This window comes from Streptomyces sp. NPDC111520 (assembly GCF_055635295.1).
Genome location: NZ_JBVKBW010000007.1, coordinates 84043 through 100643, shown reverse-complemented (window position 1 = coordinate 100643; position 16601 = coordinate 84043). Strand labels below are relative to the sequence as shown.

General features: G+C 72.4%; 18 protein-coding genes. 10 read left to right on the top strand and 8 right to left on the bottom strand.

Going from position 1 to position 16601, the window contains the following annotated elements:
* Positions 1-40: 40 nt before the first annotated feature.
* Complete coding sequence (locus ACZ7MY_RS18040) at positions 41-559, bottom strand: hypothetical protein (protein WP_499602888.1); 519 nt, start codon at positions 557-559, stop codon at positions 41-43.
* A 93-nt stretch (positions 560-652) separates the two neighbouring features.
* The gene (locus tag ACZ7MY_RS18035; RefSeq protein ID WP_499602887.1) at positions 653-1300 is read right to left on the bottom strand and encodes a cysteine hydrolase family protein; all 648 of its coding nucleotides are present in this window, start codon (positions 1298-1300) and stop codon (positions 653-655) included.
* Between the two features lie 432 nt (positions 1301-1732).
* On the opposite strand from ACZ7MY_RS18035, the gene ACZ7MY_RS18030 reads away from it, so the two are divergent.
* From ACZ7MY_RS18030 to ACZ7MY_RS18000, 7 genes are all read left to right on the top strand, one after another.
* Complete coding sequence (locus ACZ7MY_RS18030) at positions 1733-2104, top strand: beta/gamma crystallin family protein (RefSeq protein WP_499602885.1); 372 nt, start codon at positions 1733-1735, stop codon at positions 2102-2104.
* A 204-nt stretch (positions 2105-2308) separates the two neighbouring features.
* Positions 2309-2593 carry a DUF7336 domain-containing protein gene (locus tag ACZ7MY_RS18025; RefSeq protein ID WP_499602884.1) on the top strand — a complete coding sequence of 95 codons (285 nt, stop codon included), beginning with the start codon at positions 2309-2311 and terminating at the stop codon, positions 2591-2593.
* A gap of 851 nt (positions 2594-3444) precedes the next feature.
* Positions 3445-4359 (top strand): NADP-dependent oxidoreductase, encoded by a 915-nt coding sequence (locus ACZ7MY_RS18020; protein ID WP_499602883.1) that lies wholly within the window; start codon positions 3445-3447, stop codon positions 4357-4359.
* A 447-nt stretch (positions 4360-4806) separates the two neighbouring features.
* Complete coding sequence (locus ACZ7MY_RS18015; RefSeq protein ID WP_499602881.1) at positions 4807-5463, top strand: hypothetical protein; 657 nt, start codon at positions 4807-4809, stop codon at positions 5461-5463.
* A complete protein-coding gene (locus ACZ7MY_RS18010; RefSeq protein WP_499602879.1) occupies positions 5450-6586 on the top strand; it encodes an efflux RND transporter periplasmic adaptor subunit in 1137 nt (378 codons plus the stop codon). The genes ACZ7MY_RS18015 and ACZ7MY_RS18010 overlap by 14 nt, the downstream gene beginning before the upstream one ends.
* Positions 6587-6726: 140 nt before the next feature.
* Complete coding sequence (locus ACZ7MY_RS18005) at positions 6727-7401, top strand: ABC transporter ATP-binding protein (protein ID WP_499603287.1); 675 nt, start codon at positions 6727-6729, stop codon at positions 7399-7401.
* Complete coding sequence (locus ACZ7MY_RS18000; RefSeq protein ID WP_499602878.1) at positions 7398-8615, top strand: ABC transporter permease; 1218 nt, start codon at positions 7398-7400, stop codon at positions 8613-8615. Before ACZ7MY_RS18005 ends, ACZ7MY_RS18000 begins: the two co-directional genes overlap by 4 nt.
* Positions 8616-8698: 83 nt before the next feature.
* Here the strand turns inward: ACZ7MY_RS18000 and ACZ7MY_RS17995 are convergent, their stop codons facing one another.
* The 3 genes from ACZ7MY_RS17995 to ACZ7MY_RS17985 all read right to left on the bottom strand — a co-directional run bounded on the left by ACZ7MY_RS17995 (position 8699) and on the right by ACZ7MY_RS17985 (position 10602).
* A complete protein-coding gene (locus tag ACZ7MY_RS17995) occupies positions 8699-9049 on the bottom strand; it encodes a hypothetical protein (RefSeq protein WP_499602876.1) in 351 nt (116 codons plus the stop codon).
* Positions 9046-9699: a SigE family RNA polymerase sigma factor gene (locus ACZ7MY_RS17990; protein WP_499602874.1), complete on the bottom strand. Its 654-nt coding sequence runs from the start codon at positions 9697-9699 to the stop codon at positions 9046-9048. The genes ACZ7MY_RS17995 and ACZ7MY_RS17990 overlap by 4 nt, the downstream gene beginning before the upstream one ends.
* 300 nt (positions 9700-9999) lie before the next feature.
* Positions 10000-10602 (bottom strand): DUF308 domain-containing protein, encoded by a 603-nt coding sequence (locus ACZ7MY_RS17985; protein ID WP_499602872.1) that lies wholly within the window; start codon positions 10600-10602, stop codon positions 10000-10002.
* Between the two features lie 210 nt (positions 10603-10812).
* On the opposite strand from ACZ7MY_RS17985, the gene ACZ7MY_RS17980 reads away from it, so the two are divergent.
* Both ACZ7MY_RS17980 and ACZ7MY_RS17975 read left to right on the top strand, forming a co-directional pair.
* Positions 10813-11997 carry a sensor histidine kinase gene (locus ACZ7MY_RS17980; RefSeq protein ID WP_499602870.1) on the top strand — a complete coding sequence of 395 codons (1185 nt, stop codon included), beginning with the start codon at positions 10813-10815 and terminating at the stop codon, positions 11995-11997.
* Positions 11994-12653 (top strand): response regulator transcription factor, encoded by a 660-nt coding sequence (locus tag ACZ7MY_RS17975; protein ID WP_499602868.1) that lies wholly within the window; start codon positions 11994-11996, stop codon positions 12651-12653. The genes ACZ7MY_RS17980 and ACZ7MY_RS17975 overlap by 4 nt, the downstream gene beginning before the upstream one ends.
* Before the next feature lie 31 nt (positions 12654-12684).
* Here ACZ7MY_RS17975 and ACZ7MY_RS17970 read toward each other — a convergent pair whose 3' ends face one another.
* On the bottom strand, positions 12685-13530 hold the full coding sequence (locus tag ACZ7MY_RS17970) for a helix-turn-helix domain-containing protein (protein ID WP_499602867.1): 846 nt from the start codon (positions 13528-13530) through the stop codon (positions 12685-12687).
* A gap of 144 nt (positions 13531-13674) precedes the next feature.
* On the opposite strand from ACZ7MY_RS17970, the gene ACZ7MY_RS17965 reads away from it, so the two are divergent.
* Positions 13675-14523 carry an SDR family NAD(P)-dependent oxidoreductase gene (locus tag ACZ7MY_RS17965; RefSeq protein WP_499602866.1) on the top strand — a complete coding sequence of 283 codons (849 nt, stop codon included), beginning with the start codon at positions 13675-13677 and terminating at the stop codon, positions 14521-14523.
* Between the two features lie 146 nt (positions 14524-14669).
* On the opposite strand, the gene ACZ7MY_RS17960 is transcribed toward ACZ7MY_RS17965, so the two are convergent.
* Complete coding sequence (locus ACZ7MY_RS17960) at positions 14670-15821, bottom strand: glycoside hydrolase family 64 protein (protein ID WP_499603286.1); 1152 nt, start codon at positions 15819-15821, stop codon at positions 14670-14672.
* Between the two features lie 219 nt (positions 15822-16040).
* Positions 16041-16589: a GNAT family N-acetyltransferase gene (locus tag ACZ7MY_RS17955; protein ID WP_499602864.1), complete on the bottom strand. Its 549-nt coding sequence runs from the start codon at positions 16587-16589 to the stop codon at positions 16041-16043.
* Positions 16590-16601: the final 12 nt, after the last annotated feature.

The window sequence follows — 16601 nt, the reverse complement described above, 5'->3', positions numbered from 1 at the left end:
CAGGCCCGCGCAGAGCAGCGGCGAAGGATGCGTCGGCCTGTCACAGGTCCCGGAGCACGGGCGTCCCGAGCAGGTGATCCAGCCCGGCCCACTCGAAGAGGCAGGCGGCCAGCACGGCGTGATCCGTGGGTTCCGACAGCTCCCACACGGTGTTCCCTGAGCGGAAGCCGGCCTCCTCCCCCTTCTCGACGAGCCGGAGGCTGAAAGCGCGCGGCACGATCCGGACGTCGATCGCGGGTCCTTCGTACGTGACCGATCGGCGGGAACGCCGGAACGCGGACGTACCGGTGAAACGGAGCGGTTCCCCGTCCACCTCACCCTCGAAGCCCTTCCGGACCCGCCACCGGAGCAACACGGGGTCCGCCACGAGCCGGTGCACCGTGAGCGTGGCCTCCCCCTGCCGCAGGGACACCGTCCAGCTCTCCACCGCGTCGGCGTGGTCCTCCGGACGGGTCCGCGGCCCGCGTTCCCGGACCAGGGTCGCCTCGCCGCGGGGGGTGACGCACTTCGCGTAGACCTCGGCCGCGATCGCCGGTTTCCTCCACTTCGAGAGCGGCATCCCCAGACTCACCCGAAACCCGGCCATATGCGCCCCCCGCTGGTCTTCTTGATCCGGACCACGCCATTATCGCGGGCGCTGCCGTGGAAAGGCTCAGTGCATCCTGTCGATCACTTCGTCCGTCGACAGCAACGCATGGGCGAAGAAGCCGTAGTTGATGATCGCCGCCTGGTAGCCGTCGCCCCAGACCGGATGCCGGGGCCCGGCCGTCGCGTCCCTGACCACGGCGACCTCGAATCCCTCCTCGATGAGGTGACGCATGTGGGACTCGACGCACATGTTCGCCAGCATCCCGCCGAGGATGATCCTCTGCATTCCGCGTTTGCGCAGTTGCAGTGCCAGGTCATTGCTTTCCGGTCCGAATACCTTGTGCGGGCTGGCGACGACCGTTTTGCCGTCCTCGATGTAGGGCTTGAACCGCTCCAGCCAGTCCGCCCCGGAGTTGCGGAACCCGGTCAGATCGAGCTGGCCCGTCCGCGCGAACGTGTGTGTCTCCAACTCGCTTGTCTCGAGCGGCCCGTTCATTCGCCACCCGTTGTCGGTCGGGTAGAAGTAGTGGGGCGAGATGAAGACCTCGTACCCGCCCTTCTTCGCCGCCTCGAAGATCCTCTCCATGTTCTCGACGGTCATGTTCTCCGTGACGCTCGCCCCCACCGCGTCCCAGTTCGCTCCGTCCTTGCTCAGAACGTCGTTCTGTGGGTCAATGAACACGACCGCCGTGTCGGCCCTGTCTATTTCCACCTGCCGCTCCTCACGCGATGACGGGCCACCGGTGCGATGGGCATCCGGTCGGGCGGATGCCCATCCGGAGCGCTTCCGATCCGGTGGCGAGGGGCCTGTGCCGTGGGTCGGTGCGGATTTCCGGCACCGAGCAGCAGCAATCCACTCGGTGCGCCCCGGAGCCTGTGCTCCGAAGAGGCGCTGTCCCGGCGATTCGGCCCTCGGTTCCACCTTGCCCCATCGTGAGGCTTTCCGCATGGGGTGCATTGCTGCGCACGGGAAACCGGCCCTGTCCACGGCACGAGTCATCCGTGTGGCCCTTTCGGGCCAAGCCTGCGCGCCACCCGACGTGACCCGCTCATACGCTCGAACGGGTGCCCAGCCCGTGACGCCGAAACGCGGCATGGGCCGGTTGTCCTGGCAACAGTGCCGAGAGGTGAGGAGCGCTGCCGCATGGCGAAGGCAAACGACCAATCGCAGCTCGGGTTCGGCTTTGAACAGCGCATCCGCGAGGGGGTCACCCTTTCGTTGAGCTCCTTCATCGACGGGAAAAGCCTCTCCGATTCAGCCGTGCCCAGGGTTTTCGAGCACCAGGACTTCGGAGGGCGGGCCGCGGAGCTCGAGGCGGGCACGTACACCGTGCTCACCGATGAGCAGGTCGGTGACGACATCATCAGCTCGGTGCGGGTCCCGGCCGGATGGAAGGTCACCCTCTGCACCGATCCCGGCCTGAAGGGGCGTTCGCTGGTCCTGACGGCCGACCTCGCCCGCTTCGACGGTGAGTTCAACGACAGGGTCTCCTCGATCAAGGTCGAGAAGAACTGAGACCGACCGACCGCCCCCGGCCAGGGCGCCGCTCCCCTCAGGCTCTGCCGCCGTTGCGGAGGTCGTCCCAGGACGGCCTCGTTCAGGGAGCCAGGGTCTCGGCGAAGTCGCGTGATGCCCGGTTCGTGACCCCGGGGTTCTGGGCGATGAAACGGGCCGAACGGCGCAGGCCCCATGAACCCGAGTGCTGATAGCTTCGCGCCCGTGATCGTGTATCCGCTGTGGCACGTCGGCCACCAGAACGAAGCCGGCGACGACGGCTCGACCGTGCACGTCGATGAAGGTGGCGTGTTCTGTGATGAGTCGGATGGTGACGACGTGAAACTGCTCGGCGTCTACTCAACCCTCGAACGGGTGGAGGAGCGTGTGCGGCAGGCTCGACTGCTACCGGGCTTCCGTGATGAACCGGAGTGCTTCTACTTCGACCCCTACAAGCTCGATGAGGACGAGTGGACCGAGGGCTTCGTTCGAGTCCTGCCGGGCGAGTAGGTCTGTGGGCAGGGATTCGACGGGATGCCGGTTCCTGGTCATGTGAGCCCGAGGAGCGCGAGGGGACGGGTCACGTCGCGGGCGTCGCGCCGCAGGCCGGCGACGAACCGGGATCCGGTCCGGGTGCATCTCCGCGCTGTGCGTCACGGGGCTCATCACGCCGCCGGCCTCCGACACCAGGGCACGGCAACTCTTTGGTGAGGGCCACCCTCGCGCCTTGCTCGTCCGCCATCCGCCACGCGTCGCTCGGCTTCGGCATCGCGAACGCCTCGTGGGGCCTTGCGGTGCCGTCGGGAGCGGTGTTCCTCACGGCCGCTGTGTGGGTGGGCGGTTCGGTGAGGACGCACCGCAGTGCGCGCCGCCTGGAGCGGCGGGCCCGGAGCACGTCCGGGGAATGACACGGACCGGCGCGGGGGCGTGCGATTCCTTGCCCACGCACCGCGACCTGGGTGCCGCGTCGCGGTCGCTCGGCGGGTGTGCCGGGCGGGGGTCCGCCGGCCGGGTGGCCGGCAGCGGGTGACCGGCGACCGTGCTCGCAGCTCACTGCGGCGCCTGATCGGCCACGGTGTTCCGGTGGCCGGGAGCCTGCGGCCGTAGTCGTGGGACCGTGCGCGGGGTCCGGTGGCCGTGTCGTGGTGCCGTCCGGGTGCCCCGTTCCACGAATGGCCCAGCCGGTCGCTCGTCAACTGGACCACACGCCGGGAACACCGGCTGCCTGGGCTCGACACGAAAGCTGCTGCGACCGCAAACGACCCTCGCTGGGCGTCCCGAGGTCGACACTGGTGCCTGCTGTCGGTTTCCGGCCGGTACCTCCCTGTCGGCCGGACCCGGTGAGAGGACGGAGAGTTGCTGTGAAGGCGTGCGGAGTGCTCGGGGCGGAGAAGGAAGTCACCCTGCTGGAGTTGCCCGAACCGCCGTCTCCCGGGCCCGGTCAGATCCTGGTGGCGGTCGAGGCGGCCGGGGTCGGTCCGTGGGACGAACTGCCGATCGACGCCAGTTGGGACGTGGGGCTGCGGCCGCCGGCGGCGCTGGGAGTGGAGGGCGCCGGGAAGGTGCTGGCCGTCGGCGCGGGTGTCACCGGGTTCGGCGTCGGCGACCGGGTGCTCGCGCACGAGGCCCCGCTGCCCGGGGGCAGCGGCTTCTGGGCCGAACGCGTCCTGATCGACGCGGATCACACGGCGGCCTGCCCGCCCGGGCTGGACGCCGTGCAGGCCGCGGCGCTGCCGGTGAACGGACTCACCGCGCTGCAGGCCCTGGAGAAGCTGGACCTCAGCCGTGGGCAGCGGCTCCTGATCACCAACGGAGCCGGGGCCACCGGAGCCCTGGCCGTCCAGCTCGCCGCGGCCGAGGGCATCGAGGTGACCGCGACCGCGTCCCCCGCCGCCGAGAAGCGCCTGCTCGGTCTGGGGGCGGTGGAGGTCGTCGACTACCACGACCCGGACTGGCCGGCCAAGGTGCGCGGCGGGTTCGACGCCGCCCTGATCATCGCCGCCGGCACGGCGGTGGCGGCCCTGCCCTTGGTGCGGGACGGGGGCCGGCTGTGCTCCCTGACCTCGGACGCGCCGCCGGAGGAACGGGGCATCACGAGCTGGGACCTCTACATCGAGCCGAACGGCGCGCAGCTTGCCCGGCTGGCGGAGCACGTCGCCGCGGGAACCTTGCAACTCGCACCGGAAACCGTGCCGCTGAGCGAGGGACCGGCCGCGTTCGTCCGGGTGGTCAACGGACGGGCCGCCGGGAAGAAGATCGTGCTCACCCAGGCATGACGGACCGGGACCGGGTGAGGGCCTCGAAGTCCGCGGGGGAGAGCGGACGTCGAGGCCCTCGGTCCTGTGTGCCGCCGGCGACGTTTCCCTCCCGGAGGCTTGGATACGCCAGGTCGGCCTGACCTTGCGGGAGCGCGTCCCGCGTGAGCAGCGGGGCGGCACGGTGGCTCGCGGACGGGTCCCGCCGCCTTGAGTCAGCCGCCCGGACCGGATGATGGCCGCGACGTCTCGCCGGCGACGGCCCGGTCGTACGGGCGCCTGTCCGGCCGGCCCGTACGACGGTGATCAGGACGGCGCACAGCCGGACGCGGCCGGTGCCGACGCGGGCGTGACGTGGGACACACCACCCCCGGAAGCAACCCCGGCCGGACCCGCGCGTCTGTGGGATCGAGGGCCCCGGCGAAGAACGGGCCCACCGATCGACGTGTCCTGACACCAGGGATTCCCATGCCATTCAAGCGACTCAGCCCCCTCACGGCACGGTCCGGCGTCCGCCACCTGGCGGTAGGCGCCGTGGCCTCGGCAGTGCTGGCCGTCCTCTCCGGGTGCGGCGGCTCCGCGAGCGACCCGGCCGCCCACGACGCGGAGCCCCAGGTGGCTTCGCTGCCCCCGTCCGGCTCGGCCTCCGCGCCGGACGGGTCACCGGTCGCGTCGGGGGCGCCGGCGGACTCCGGGAACCGCCCCCAGCTGCGGCTGGACGACTCGCCGGAACGCCGCGCCCGTCTGATCAAGGCCTGGGACAAGTGCCTTCTGGCGAACGGTGCCAAGACCGGAGGGGCCGGCGCCGCCGCTCCTCCCGGCGAGGAGCAGCCGCTGTTCATCGCGGAGCCGGTGCCGGAGGGCGCGAAGCGGGCCTGCGCCGACAAGTTGCCCCTCGCGCCGCCCGAACTCGACCCCGCCCTGAACCCCCGGTACCGCCAGGACTGGCAGGAGGACGTGAAGTGCCTGCGCTCCAAGGGCATCAAGGTCCACCTGGTCGACGACACCAGTGACGGCCCGAACGGACTGTCCTGGACCTACGACGACGACTACGTCGGTACCGGGCAGGACACCTCCAAGATCGAGCACGACTGCGAGATGGAAGCCTTCGGTGGCAACGAATAGGCGGGTCCGGGCCTCCGGGAAGCGCCCGCTGCGGCGTGCCGCCACGGTCCTGGTCGTGGTCGTCGTGGGGGGAGGCGCCGTCCTCGGCGGGTACGAGCTCGTCTCCGACCGCCACCGCGCGCCCGGTACGGTCCGGAAGCCGGCGGATTCCGCCGTCGCGACGGTGGTCCGGCGGGACCTGGCCGACAGCCAGACCTACCGCGGAACCCTGGGGTACGGGGCCGACATCACGGTCAAGGGCGTCGGTACGGGAACGATCACCCAGCTCCCCGCGACGGGGACGACGGTCAAGCGCGGCCGGCAGCTGTACGCGGTGGACGACCGGCCGGTCGTCGTCTTCTACGGCAGTACGCCGCTGTTCCGGAAGCTGGACAAGTCCACGCTGCGCGGCAGGGACGTGACCATGGTCGCCGACAACCTGGAGGCGCTCGGTTACGACATCGGCCCCCGCGCCGACCCCGTCGCCCGGGGCACGGCGACGGGTGGCAGCCGGGCCGACCAGACGGGGGACGTCTACACCGCGGGTCTGTCGGCCGCGGTGAAGCGGTGGCAGGAGTACGTGGGAATGACTCCCACCGGCACGTTGGACGTCGGGCAGATCATGGTGCTCCCCGGTCCGGTGAGGATCAGCTCGCTGCAGGCCCAGCTCGGGGACCCGGTCGCCGAGCCCGTCCTGACCGTCACCCGGACCACCAAGTCCGTGAGCGTGCCCGTGCAGGCGACGGACACCGACGGCATCGCGGCGGGCGCGCACGTCGTGATCACCCTGCCCGACAACCGGGAGATCCCGGGGACCGTGGCCTCCATCAGCCAGAGCGTCCAGGGCGGCGGGGACGGTGCCGAGAACCAGAACACGCCGCCCACGCTCAACGTGAGCGTCGTGCCCGGGGCCCCCTTGAAGTACGACGCGGCGAGCGTGCAGGTCCGTTTCACGGCCGCCGCCAGGAAGGACGTCCTGGCCGTACCGGTCGGTGCCCTGGTCGCGCTCAGCGGCGGCGGTTACGCGGTGCAGAAGACCGACGGAACCTACGTCGCGGTCCGCACCGGGCTCATCGCCGACGGCCTGGTCGAGGTCACCGGTGACGGCCTGACCGAGGGCCTGCGCGTGGAGACCGCCTCATGAGACCCCACCTCCCGGACGGCTCCGGCATCGACACCGTGCGGCTGCGCGCGCCGGCCCCCGCGCCGTCGGGACGTCATCGGGCCCGGGCCGACGCGCCGCATGCCGGCGGGCCGCAGGCCGGGGGGCCGGGTGAGCCCGTCATGGAGGTCGTCCGGGCGAGCAAGGTCTACGCCGGTGATGTGCGGGCCCTGGACGACGTGTCCCTCACCATCCGGCGCGGGGAGTTCCTCGCCATCGTCGGGCCCTCCGGCTCCGGGAAGTCGACGCTGCTCAACATCATGGGCACCCTCGACAAGCCGAGCAGCGGGCGGGTGGAGATCGCCGGGCGGGACGTGTCCGAACTGCGGGACCGGCGTCTGTCGGTCCTGCGGGCGCGGTGGCTGGGTTTCGTCTTCCAGCAGTTCCACCTCACCGACGGCCTGTCGGCGGCCGAGAACGTGGCCACCGGGCTCCTGTACGCGGGCGTGCTGCGCCGACGGCGCCGTCCGCTGGCCCTGGAGGCTCTGGACCGCGTGGGCCTGGCCCACCGCGTGGACCACCTCCCGCACCAGCTCAGCGGTGGGGAGAAGCAACGAGTGGCCATCGCCCGGGCGTTGGTCAACGCGCCGGCCCTGGTGCTGGCCGACGAGCCCACCGGTGCTCTGGACACGGCCAACGGCCGGGCCATCCTGCGGTTGCTGAGCCGGCTCAACGACGAGGGCACCACCATCGCCGTGATCACGCACGACCGGGACATCGCCGCGGGACTGCCCCGGCGTGTGGAGATGCGGGACGGCCGTCTGGTGCGCGACACCGGCGTGGAAGGAGCCTCATGACCAGGACACCCGTGGACGACGCCACGCGCGGGGTGCGCCTTCCGCCGGGCGACCTCCTGCGGCTGGGCTTCCTCGGCATCCGCATTCGCCGCCTGCGCGCGGCGCTGTCCGCCCTGGGCATCTCGATCGGCATCGCGACCATGATCGTCGTGACGGGGATCCCGGCGTCCAGCCAACGGCACCTCGTCGACGAACTCAACGCCCTGGGGCCCAACCTGCTGCGGGCACAGGCCGTTCCCCAGCCCAAGGAGGAGGCCGCCCTGCCGGTGGAGGCCGTGGCCATGGCACGCCGTGTCGGCCCCGTGACCTCGGCCGCCGGAGTGGCGAACCTCAACGCGCAGGTGCGGCGCTCCGACAAGGCCTCGGCCGACGACGGCGTGGGCATCACCGTACTGGCCGCCCAGGACGAACTCCTGAAGACCGTTCACGGCAGCGTCCGCACGGGACGGTTCCTCAGCACGGCGAGCGCGTCCCTGCCGACCGTGGTGCTGGGCAACCAGGCCGCGGCCTGGCTCGGGATCACCAGGCTGGACCCGGGTGGCCCGACCCCGTTGATCTCGGTCGACCGCCGTTCGTTCGCCGTCATCGGCATCCTCGACCCGATGCCGCTCACCCCGGAACTGGAGCAGGCCGTCCTGGTCGGCTGGCGGTCGGCGCACTCCTACCTCGGCTTCGACGACCGTCCGACCGTGGTGTACGTCGAGGCGAGGGAGGACGCGTTGGAGGACGTCCGGGCGGTGCTGCCCGCCACGCTCAACCCCCAGGCGCCGGGCATGGTCCAGATCAGCCGGCCCTCCGACGTGCTGGCCGCCAAGCGAGCCACACAGAACACCTTCGCCTCGCTGTTCCTGGGCCTCGCGGGGATCGCCCTCCTGGTGGGGGGAATCGGGGTGGCCAACACGATGCTCATCTCCGTGCTCGAACGCCGCAAGGAGATCGGGCTGCGCAGGGCCCTCGGCGCCAACCGGGGGCAGATCCGCGGACAGTTCCTGGCCGAGGCCGTGATGCTGTCGGCGTTCGGCGGGATCGCCGGCACCGCCCTGGGCGCGCTGGCCTCCATCGGCTACAGCGTCCAGCAGGGGTGGCCTCCCGTCCTGCCCCTGCGGATCGTCGCCGCGGGGGTGGTGGGAGCGGTGGCCGTCGGGGTACTGGCCGGGGTCTACCCCTCGGTCCGCGCCTCACGCCTGCCCCCCACCGAGGCACTGGCACTCTGACCCGGGCACACGGTGTCCGCCCCGTCGCGGGGCCCGGGCGGCACGGCCACCGGGCCCCGCGGGGGGACCTGTCCGTCCTGGACTCAGCTCCCGCTGCCGGAGGGGGCCGGGACGGGCGCCGGCGAAAGGGAATCCGAGGGAGCCGTCGGCTCTCCGGTCGGCGAGACCGTCGGACGGGAGGGAACCACCGGTGCATCGGGCTGCGGCCACTTCAGGACCGCCAGCAGGCACACCCCGGTCAGCACCGCGGTCAACGCGACCACGACGGCCACCCGCGCCGGGCGCCACCGGTGCAGCCACGGCACACGGGCGAGCGACGGCGGCTGCGCCGCACGGAGATCCGCACGGGTGATCGCGTCGGCGTGCGCGGCCAGGGCCTTGGTCAGACGGTCCTCGAGCCGCTCCAGGTCCCGGGGGTCGGACTGCGCGGTCACCGGCGTGCCTCCAGGTTCCTGCCCAGGGCGGTCAGGGCCCGGCTGGCCGTGGACTTCACCGTTCCTCGCGACAGACCCAGGGAATCGGCGATCTGCGCCTCGGACAGATGCGACCAGTACCGCAGCACCAGCACCTCGCGCTGCCGGCGGGTGAGGAGCCGCAGGGCCTCGAACACCTCGCGGTGCTCCTCCTCGAGCAGTACCGCTTCGTCGGCGGCCGGCACCGGGACCGGTTGCTCGGGGACATGGGCGCGCACCGTGCGCCGGCGGCGCAGGACCGAACGGGCGCCGTTCACGACACTGGCCCGCACGTACGCCTCGGGATCGTCCACGCCGGCGAGGGAGCTGCCATGGCGGCGGAACAGCGCGGCGAAGGCGTCCTGCACCACGTCCTCGGCGGTGGACAGGTCGTCGACCAGGAGCAGCGCGAGGCGCACGAAGTGCAGCCGGCGGTGCTGATAGAGGTCGTCGATGCCGGGCCGCGCAGCGTGACCGCCTCCGGTACCGGACTCCGCGACCGGCTGCCGGCCGGCGGCGCGAGCGGGGCCGGGCTCCCGCCGATGTCCCTGGGACAGGCGCTTCAGCAGCCACGCCCGCGGCCGGCGCCACGCACCCGTACCCGGGGCAACCGGCCAGGCGACGGTGCTCATCCCAGAACCGCCCGTTCCCCTCCCGGTGCCCCGGAGCCGGAGTCGGGCAGCCGTAGCGGCGCGCTCGCGCCGAAGGTGTCGTGATGTTCGAACATGTGCGTGACCTCGAGGCCCTAGGTGTCGGGGGACGGCTGTCCCCTCACGTTGGACGCCCAGCCGAGGCTAGGGTTGCGGGCCGACGGAATCTGCGGCGTGGCTCACACTCACCGGCCGCGCACCGTTCCCACCGGCCCGCCGCCGGTGCCCGCCGACCGCCGTCGAAGCCCTGGCTCACCTCGAGGCGGCCGGGAAAGCCGCTGGTCAACGCTGTGCGTGTCGGCCGCGGACGCTCAGGGCGACGGCGGAGACGAGGAACCAGAAGGCGCCGAAGGCCGAGTAGCCGGCGACGGTGGACAGGCTGCTCGTCGCGGAGGCGGACGTGGCGGCGATCGTGGCGCCGGCGAGGACGGACTGTGCACCGCTGATCACCATGGGCCACTGGGCGCCGACGCTGCGCCGGCGCCGGATCGCCACGACGAGCTGGACGGCTCCGGCAAGGAGGGCCCAGACGCCGAACACGACGAGGGCCGTCCCGATGGTGGAGAACACGGCGCTGACCATCCCGGCGGTGGCGGCGAGGCCGAGACCGATGTTGACGGTACTGACGCGGTCCGCCGCGCCGCCGCCGGCCAGGCGGCGTTCGAGCAGCGTGGCGATCACGTCCCACAGCGGGTAGACGACGAGCAGCACGGCCGCGATCACCGTGGGACTGTCCGCCGACACGAGCGAGGCGGAGGTCGTGGCGAGGAGCGCCACCCAGATCAGGGAGAAGACGACCCGGATCAGGTGGAGCGATCGCAGCCCGGAAGGCGTCGTCGTGGCCGGGGTCGAGGAAGTGGCCGAGGTTACGGTGGTCTGAGTCATCGGGTGTCCCGTGGTGATCGTGACGGTGTGAGACGGTCGCCTCGACGACGAGTCTCGGGCGCCTCGGGAAGGGCCGCGTACTTCGAACGAAGTAGTTCCGCCCTCCGCTTCGACGGCACGCGTCCCCGCCGTCCCGGTCGACCGGGACGGCCGCGCGGTCTACATCGTTCGAAGTACACGCCCGCCGCACACGTGGACGACAATCGGCTCATGGTCAAGGCGCAGAACAGTCAGGACGGGCTCGCGGCACCGCTGTGGGTCCGCCGCCCCGAGGTGCTGCACCGCGGCGCCTACGCACTGGCCGCCCTGGCGTTCACCGGGCAGATCGTGGCCGTGGTCCTGCGGGGTTCGGACTGGCCGACGGCCCTGGCCGTGCTCCTCGCCGGCGCCGGCGTCACGTTGTCGTGGTGGAAGCCGTGGGCGGGACTGGTCGTGACGAGCGCGGCGTCCTTCGCCGTCACAGCGGTGGGCCACGACCCCCTGTCGGTGTGGATGATGGCCGTGCTCGTCCTGTTCTCGGTCACCCTCAGGGGCAAGCAGCCGCTGGCCGGAACCGGCATCGTCGCGGTGTTCTTCCTGGGGGCGTTCATGACGGTCGGCGGGTTCCGGGGCGGCGCGGTCGTGGGGGCCGCCGCCGTGTTCTCGGCCGTGGCCGGAGGCGCGACGGGGGCCGCGCTCCGCATTCACCGGGCCCACTGGTGGATCCTGGAGGAACGGGCCGAGAGCGCCATCGCCACCCGCGAGATCGAAGCCACCCGACGGGTCACCGAGGAACGACTGCGGATCGCCCGGGACCTCCACGACGTCATCGGCCACCAGGTCGCGATGCTGAGCCTGCACCTCGGTGCGGCGGAGATCGGGTTGCCCGAGGACGCCGAGTCCTCCCGGCAGGCCCTCGTGTCGGCCAGGTCGAGCGCCCGCACCGTGGTCGTCGAGACGCAGCGCATCCTCGCGCTCCTCCGCCTCGGGGACGAGGTCTCCGACGACGAGGCGCTGCGGCCGACCCCGGCGCTCAGCGGCCTGGAAGGACTCATCGCCTCCTTCGAGAGCATCGGCCTCGACGTCCGGCCCTCCCTCGACATCCCCGCCGGCTTCGTGGAGCCCAGCGTCGGTGTGACGGTCTACCGGGTCGTCCAGGAAGCACTGACCAATGCCTACCGGCACGGCGAGGGGACGGCGACGGTGGACGTGCGCGAGCACGACGGCAGGATCCGCGTCACCGTGGAGAACCGCGTCGGTCCCGCACCCCGCGGCTCCGGCCCGGGCAGCGGACTCGGACTCGTCGGGATGCGCGAACGCGTGGAGTCGTCCAGCGGGCGGCTGACGATCGACAGCCACGACGGGCGGTTCCGCGTCCACGCGGAGTTCAGCCCCCTGGGGGCCGTCGTCCGATGACGCGGATCCTGATCGTCGACGACCAGGACGACATCAGGGCCGGGATCCGGGTGATGCTCCGGCTCGACCCGGCCCTCGTCGTCGTGGGTGATCTCTCCGACGGGCTCCAGGTCGTCCCCTTCCTCCGGGAGCACCCCGTCGACCTGGTCCTGATGGACATCCGGATGCCCGGCATCGACGGTGTCGAGGCCACCCGCCGGATCCGCGCGGAGCATCCAGCCGAGAAGACGCGGGTCATCGTGCTGACCACCTTCGACCAGGACGACATCGTTCTCGCCGCCCTGCGCGCGGGCGCCAACGGTTTCCTGAGCAAGACCGTGAGCCCCGCCGAACTCGTCGCCGGGATCACCGAGGTCGTCGCGGGCGGCGGCGCGCTGTCGGCCGCGGCGACGGCCGCGCTCATCGGCCACATGACCGACCGGCCGCCCCCGGTCGTCGACCGGGAGCTGCTGCACCGCTTCGGCGCCCTGACCCCCAGGGAGCGGGACGTGGTCGTCCTCATCGCGAGCGGCCTCGGCAACGACGAGATCGCGGCCCAGATGTCCGTCTCGCCGTTCACCGTGAAGACCCACGCGGTGCGTGCCATGACGAAGGTCGGCGCACGTGATCGAGCGCAGCTCGTCTCGTTCACCTTCCGGGCCGGCCTCTACCCCTGAGCCCGCCGGGAAGACCCCGCAACAGGACGGCTCAGCCGGAAGCGCGCTGCGCGGCGAGCGGTCCCAGGGAGCCGAGGAGGGTGAGACGGTCGGTCGTCGGTGTGCCCGCGGCCGGCGAGAACAGGGCGAGGATCTGGGTGCGGTCGTCGTCGACGAGCATCTGGCAGTCGAATTCCAGCAGGCCCACCTCGGGGTGCTGGATCCGCTTGCGCCTGCCGCGCATCACTCCCACCGCGTGCAGCCGCCACAGGGCCGCGAACTCCGCGCTCGCCCCCAGCAGCCGTTCGACCAGGTCCCTGGCCTGCGCGTCGTCGCGGCGGACGACCGCCGCCCGCAGGTCCGCGACCAGCGCCCGGGACTCCGTCGCGTGGTCCTGGACCGGATACCCGGCCCGGACGCTGGGGTCGGTGAACCAGCGGTACACCGCCGTGCCCGTGGCACCGCGCAGCCGGGTGAGGTCGCCGAAGACGGCCCGTGCCAGGTCGTTCTGCACCAGGGTGACACCGAGGTCGGTCATCACCTGGGCCGGGACGTCGGACAGGCGGTCCAGTACGGCGAGCAGGCTCGGCGCGACGTGTTCGTCGGACCGCCTGCGGTCCGGCGGCCGGTGCCCGGCCAGCCGGAAGAGGTGGTCGCGCTCGTCCAGGGTCAGGCGCAGCGCCCTGGTGATCGCCCGCAGCACGCCCGGCGACGGCTGCGGCGCACGGTCCTGCTCCAGGCGCGTGTAGTAGTCCGTGGAGATGTCGGCCAGGCGCGCGACCTCCTCACGGCGCAGTCCGGGGGTGCGCCGGCGCCCCGTGCCGGGGAGGCCGACGTCGCCGGGGGTGAGCGCCTCCCTGCGCACCCGCAGGAAATCGGCCAACTGCTTGCTGTCCACCCTTCGAGTCTGCGTCACGGCCGGAGCGGCAGCCAGAGACCGCCGATCCCTGGGTAAGGCGACTCTGCCTGCCTTCTCCGGTCGGCGGAACGCTGGTCACCGGACCGGGAGCCGCCCGGTCGTACGACGACGGAGAAGATCCCCATGAGCAAGGCAACGACTCCCCGGACCTGGTTCCTCACCGGAGCGTCCCGCGGACTGGGCGCCCACTGGGCCGAGGCGGTCCTCGCCCGCGGTGACCGGCTCGCGGCCACCGCCCGCGACAAGGCGGCGCTGACGTCGCTGTCCGAGCGGTACGGCGACCGTTTCCTGCCCCTGCGGCTCGACGTCTCCGACACGGCGGCCGTTCGCGACGCCGTGCGGAGCGCCGAGGCGGCGTTCGGCGGAATCGACGTGCTGGTGAACAACGCGGGTCACATGCTGGTCGGCGCCGTCGAGGAGATCGAGGAGGAACAGGCCCGGGCCCAGATGGACGTCAACTACTTCGGCGCGCTGGCCGCCACGCGTGCCGTGCTGCCCGGGATGCGGGAGCGCCGCGCGGGCCGGATCCTCCAGGTCTCCTCGTTCGGGGGCCTGGTCGCCTATCCGGCGCTCGGCGTCTACCAGGCCACCAAGTGGGCGCTGGAGGCGATGAGCGAGTCGCTCGCCGCCGAAGTGGCCGCCTACGGCATCCACGTCACCTTGATCGAGCCGCTCATGTTCCCCACCGGTCTGGCCGCCGCGTCCCCGCAGGTCCCGCAGGTCCCGGCGTACGCCCACGCCCGGCAGGCGCTCTATGCGGGGGCGGAGGCGAGCGGGTTCACGCCGGGCGATCCCGCGGCCACGGCCGCGGCCCTCCTCGCGCTCGTGGACGCGCCCGAGCCGCCCCTGCGGGCCCTGTTCGGGACCGGCGGCCTGGAGGCCCTGCGCACCGAGTACGCCGGCCGGCTCGCCGGGCTGGAGCAGTGGGACCACGTCGCGCGCCTCGCGCAGGGACAGCCCGGCGGAGCGTGAGCCGCTCCGCCGTGCGCCCGCCGGGCGCACGGCGGCTGCGTCCCGGCGGACGAGAACGGGGCGGCCCGGTCCGGCGGTTGGGGCCCGTCCCGCGCGCCGGTCCTCGCCCGGCACGGCGGGAGAGGGAGGCGACGTGGTCCGCGACGCTAGTCGAGCGGGTCCAGCGTGACGTACGCCTGCTGCGGGTTGGCGTCGTTGACCAGCGACTCGTGGTGGCCGACGTCGTCGAAGGCGAACGCGTACGCCTTGCCGTCGGCCATCCGCGCGTGGATCTCGCGGGCGTAGTGGTTGGTGACCGCGTCCTGGTAGAAGCCGGCCGCGCTCGTGTCCGGCTGGGCCGGGTTGGTGAGCAGGGTCGAGCGGTTGAAGCCGGCGCACAACGTGCGGGAAATCGGCCCGCGCACCGCGTCGTTGGGCGCGTCGAGCAGCTTGTGGCAGCCGAAGACGCTGTCGGCGTCGGGCTTCCGGAACGAGGTGACGACGGCCCCCGAGGCGTCGGTGAAGTTCATGACGCCGCCCGAGACGCGTCCGAAGTACCTGGTGCCGGGCCGGTCGCCGAAGGGGGTGACCGTCAGGGTCGCCGTGGAGTACTTCTGCCAGACGCGGTTGACGTAGTCGTCCATGGCGGTGCGCGGGAGGGCGCCCGTCTCGATCCCGTGGCCCGGGGAGAGCGCGCGGAGCACGGTGCCGTCGGAGCGGGTCTGCACCAGGTCGGCCCAGCCGCCCGTCCGTCCGCGCAGGGCGGCGAAGAAGCCCCTCCAGCCGCCCGTCACCAGGTGCCCGGTGGTCGCGGTGCTGCCGTCGGCGTGCTTGACGCCGACGGCGTACGGGGCGGAGAACATGTCCACCTGGGTGCTGTTGAGCCACAGGCCGGAGTCGCCCAGCGTGTACTCGGACCAGTTGAAGAGGATGTCGCGGTTGGGGTCGGAGGGGTTCTGCACCGCGGGCTGCACCAGGCCCCCGGTGGTCAGCCGGAAGTCCAGCTTGCGGCCGTAACTGAAGTAGAGGCGGCCGGAGAACTTGGGGATCCGGATGGTGACGGACCTGCCGTTCGCGGGACCGGCGATCGAGGCGTCGGGCGCCGGGGTCGGCGGGTTGCCGCCGGCGGGCCAGGGGTGGAAGGTGCCGGCCGCGTCGGCCCAGCCCTGTCGGCCCGTGGGGAGTTCGGTGCCCAGGTCGTAGAGGTACACGGGTTCGCTGCGGCCGGAGTTGTTGGTGACGGTCAGCGCGATGGTGGCGGGGACGGCGGCCTCGGCGCGGGGGGACGTGGTGCCGAGGACGGCGAGGCCGGCCGTCATCAGCAGTGCGGCCGTCAGGGCCGCGACCAGGTTGCGTCGGATGTGCACGCGACTTCCTCCTCGTGTGGGGGGTGGAGGGACGCCGGGGGAGTGGCGGAACGGTGCGTGAGAGCGCTCTCAAGCGTCAGCGAATGAGGCGGACATGTCAATGCGTCGGCTGGGAGATCGTCGCGAGGGCACACCTCCGCGTGGCCGGCGGGACCATCCGGAGGGGCCCTCTCAGACCGCGTGCCGCAGCCAGACGTACGCGACCGGCCGCGGCACGTTCCACTCCGCGGCCAGTTCCGCGGCGACGGGCACGAAACCCGCCCCGAGGTGGCAGCGCAGCGCAGCCGCGTTGCCGGGGTGCACGCGCAGGAAGACCATGGCCAGGCCGGTCAGCCGGGCCCGGGCGGCCAGGGCGGCGATCAAGTGCCGCCCGAGGCCGCGCCCATGGACGCCCGGCGCGACGATGACCCGGGCCGGCTCGACCTCCTCCTCCTCGGCGTCCAGCCAGAGCTCGCCGTAACCCACCGGTTCCCGCCCGTCGTGGAGCAGGTACGCCTCGACGGCCGCCGCGTCCCGCCGGCCCGCGACGACTTCGGGCGGCAGCGGGTGCTCCTGCCGTCCGCACCACAGGGTGACCTCGCGTGCGGTGGCGGGCCGGCTGGCCACCGTGCGGGCGTACGCCGCGGCGGAGGCCGCCGTTCCCGGCCGGCCGGGCATGTCGGACGGCCGCATGCCGGACCGGGGCCGGGCGACCGCGAAGAGGAGCAGGTCAGCCCGCACGCCGCAGATCCT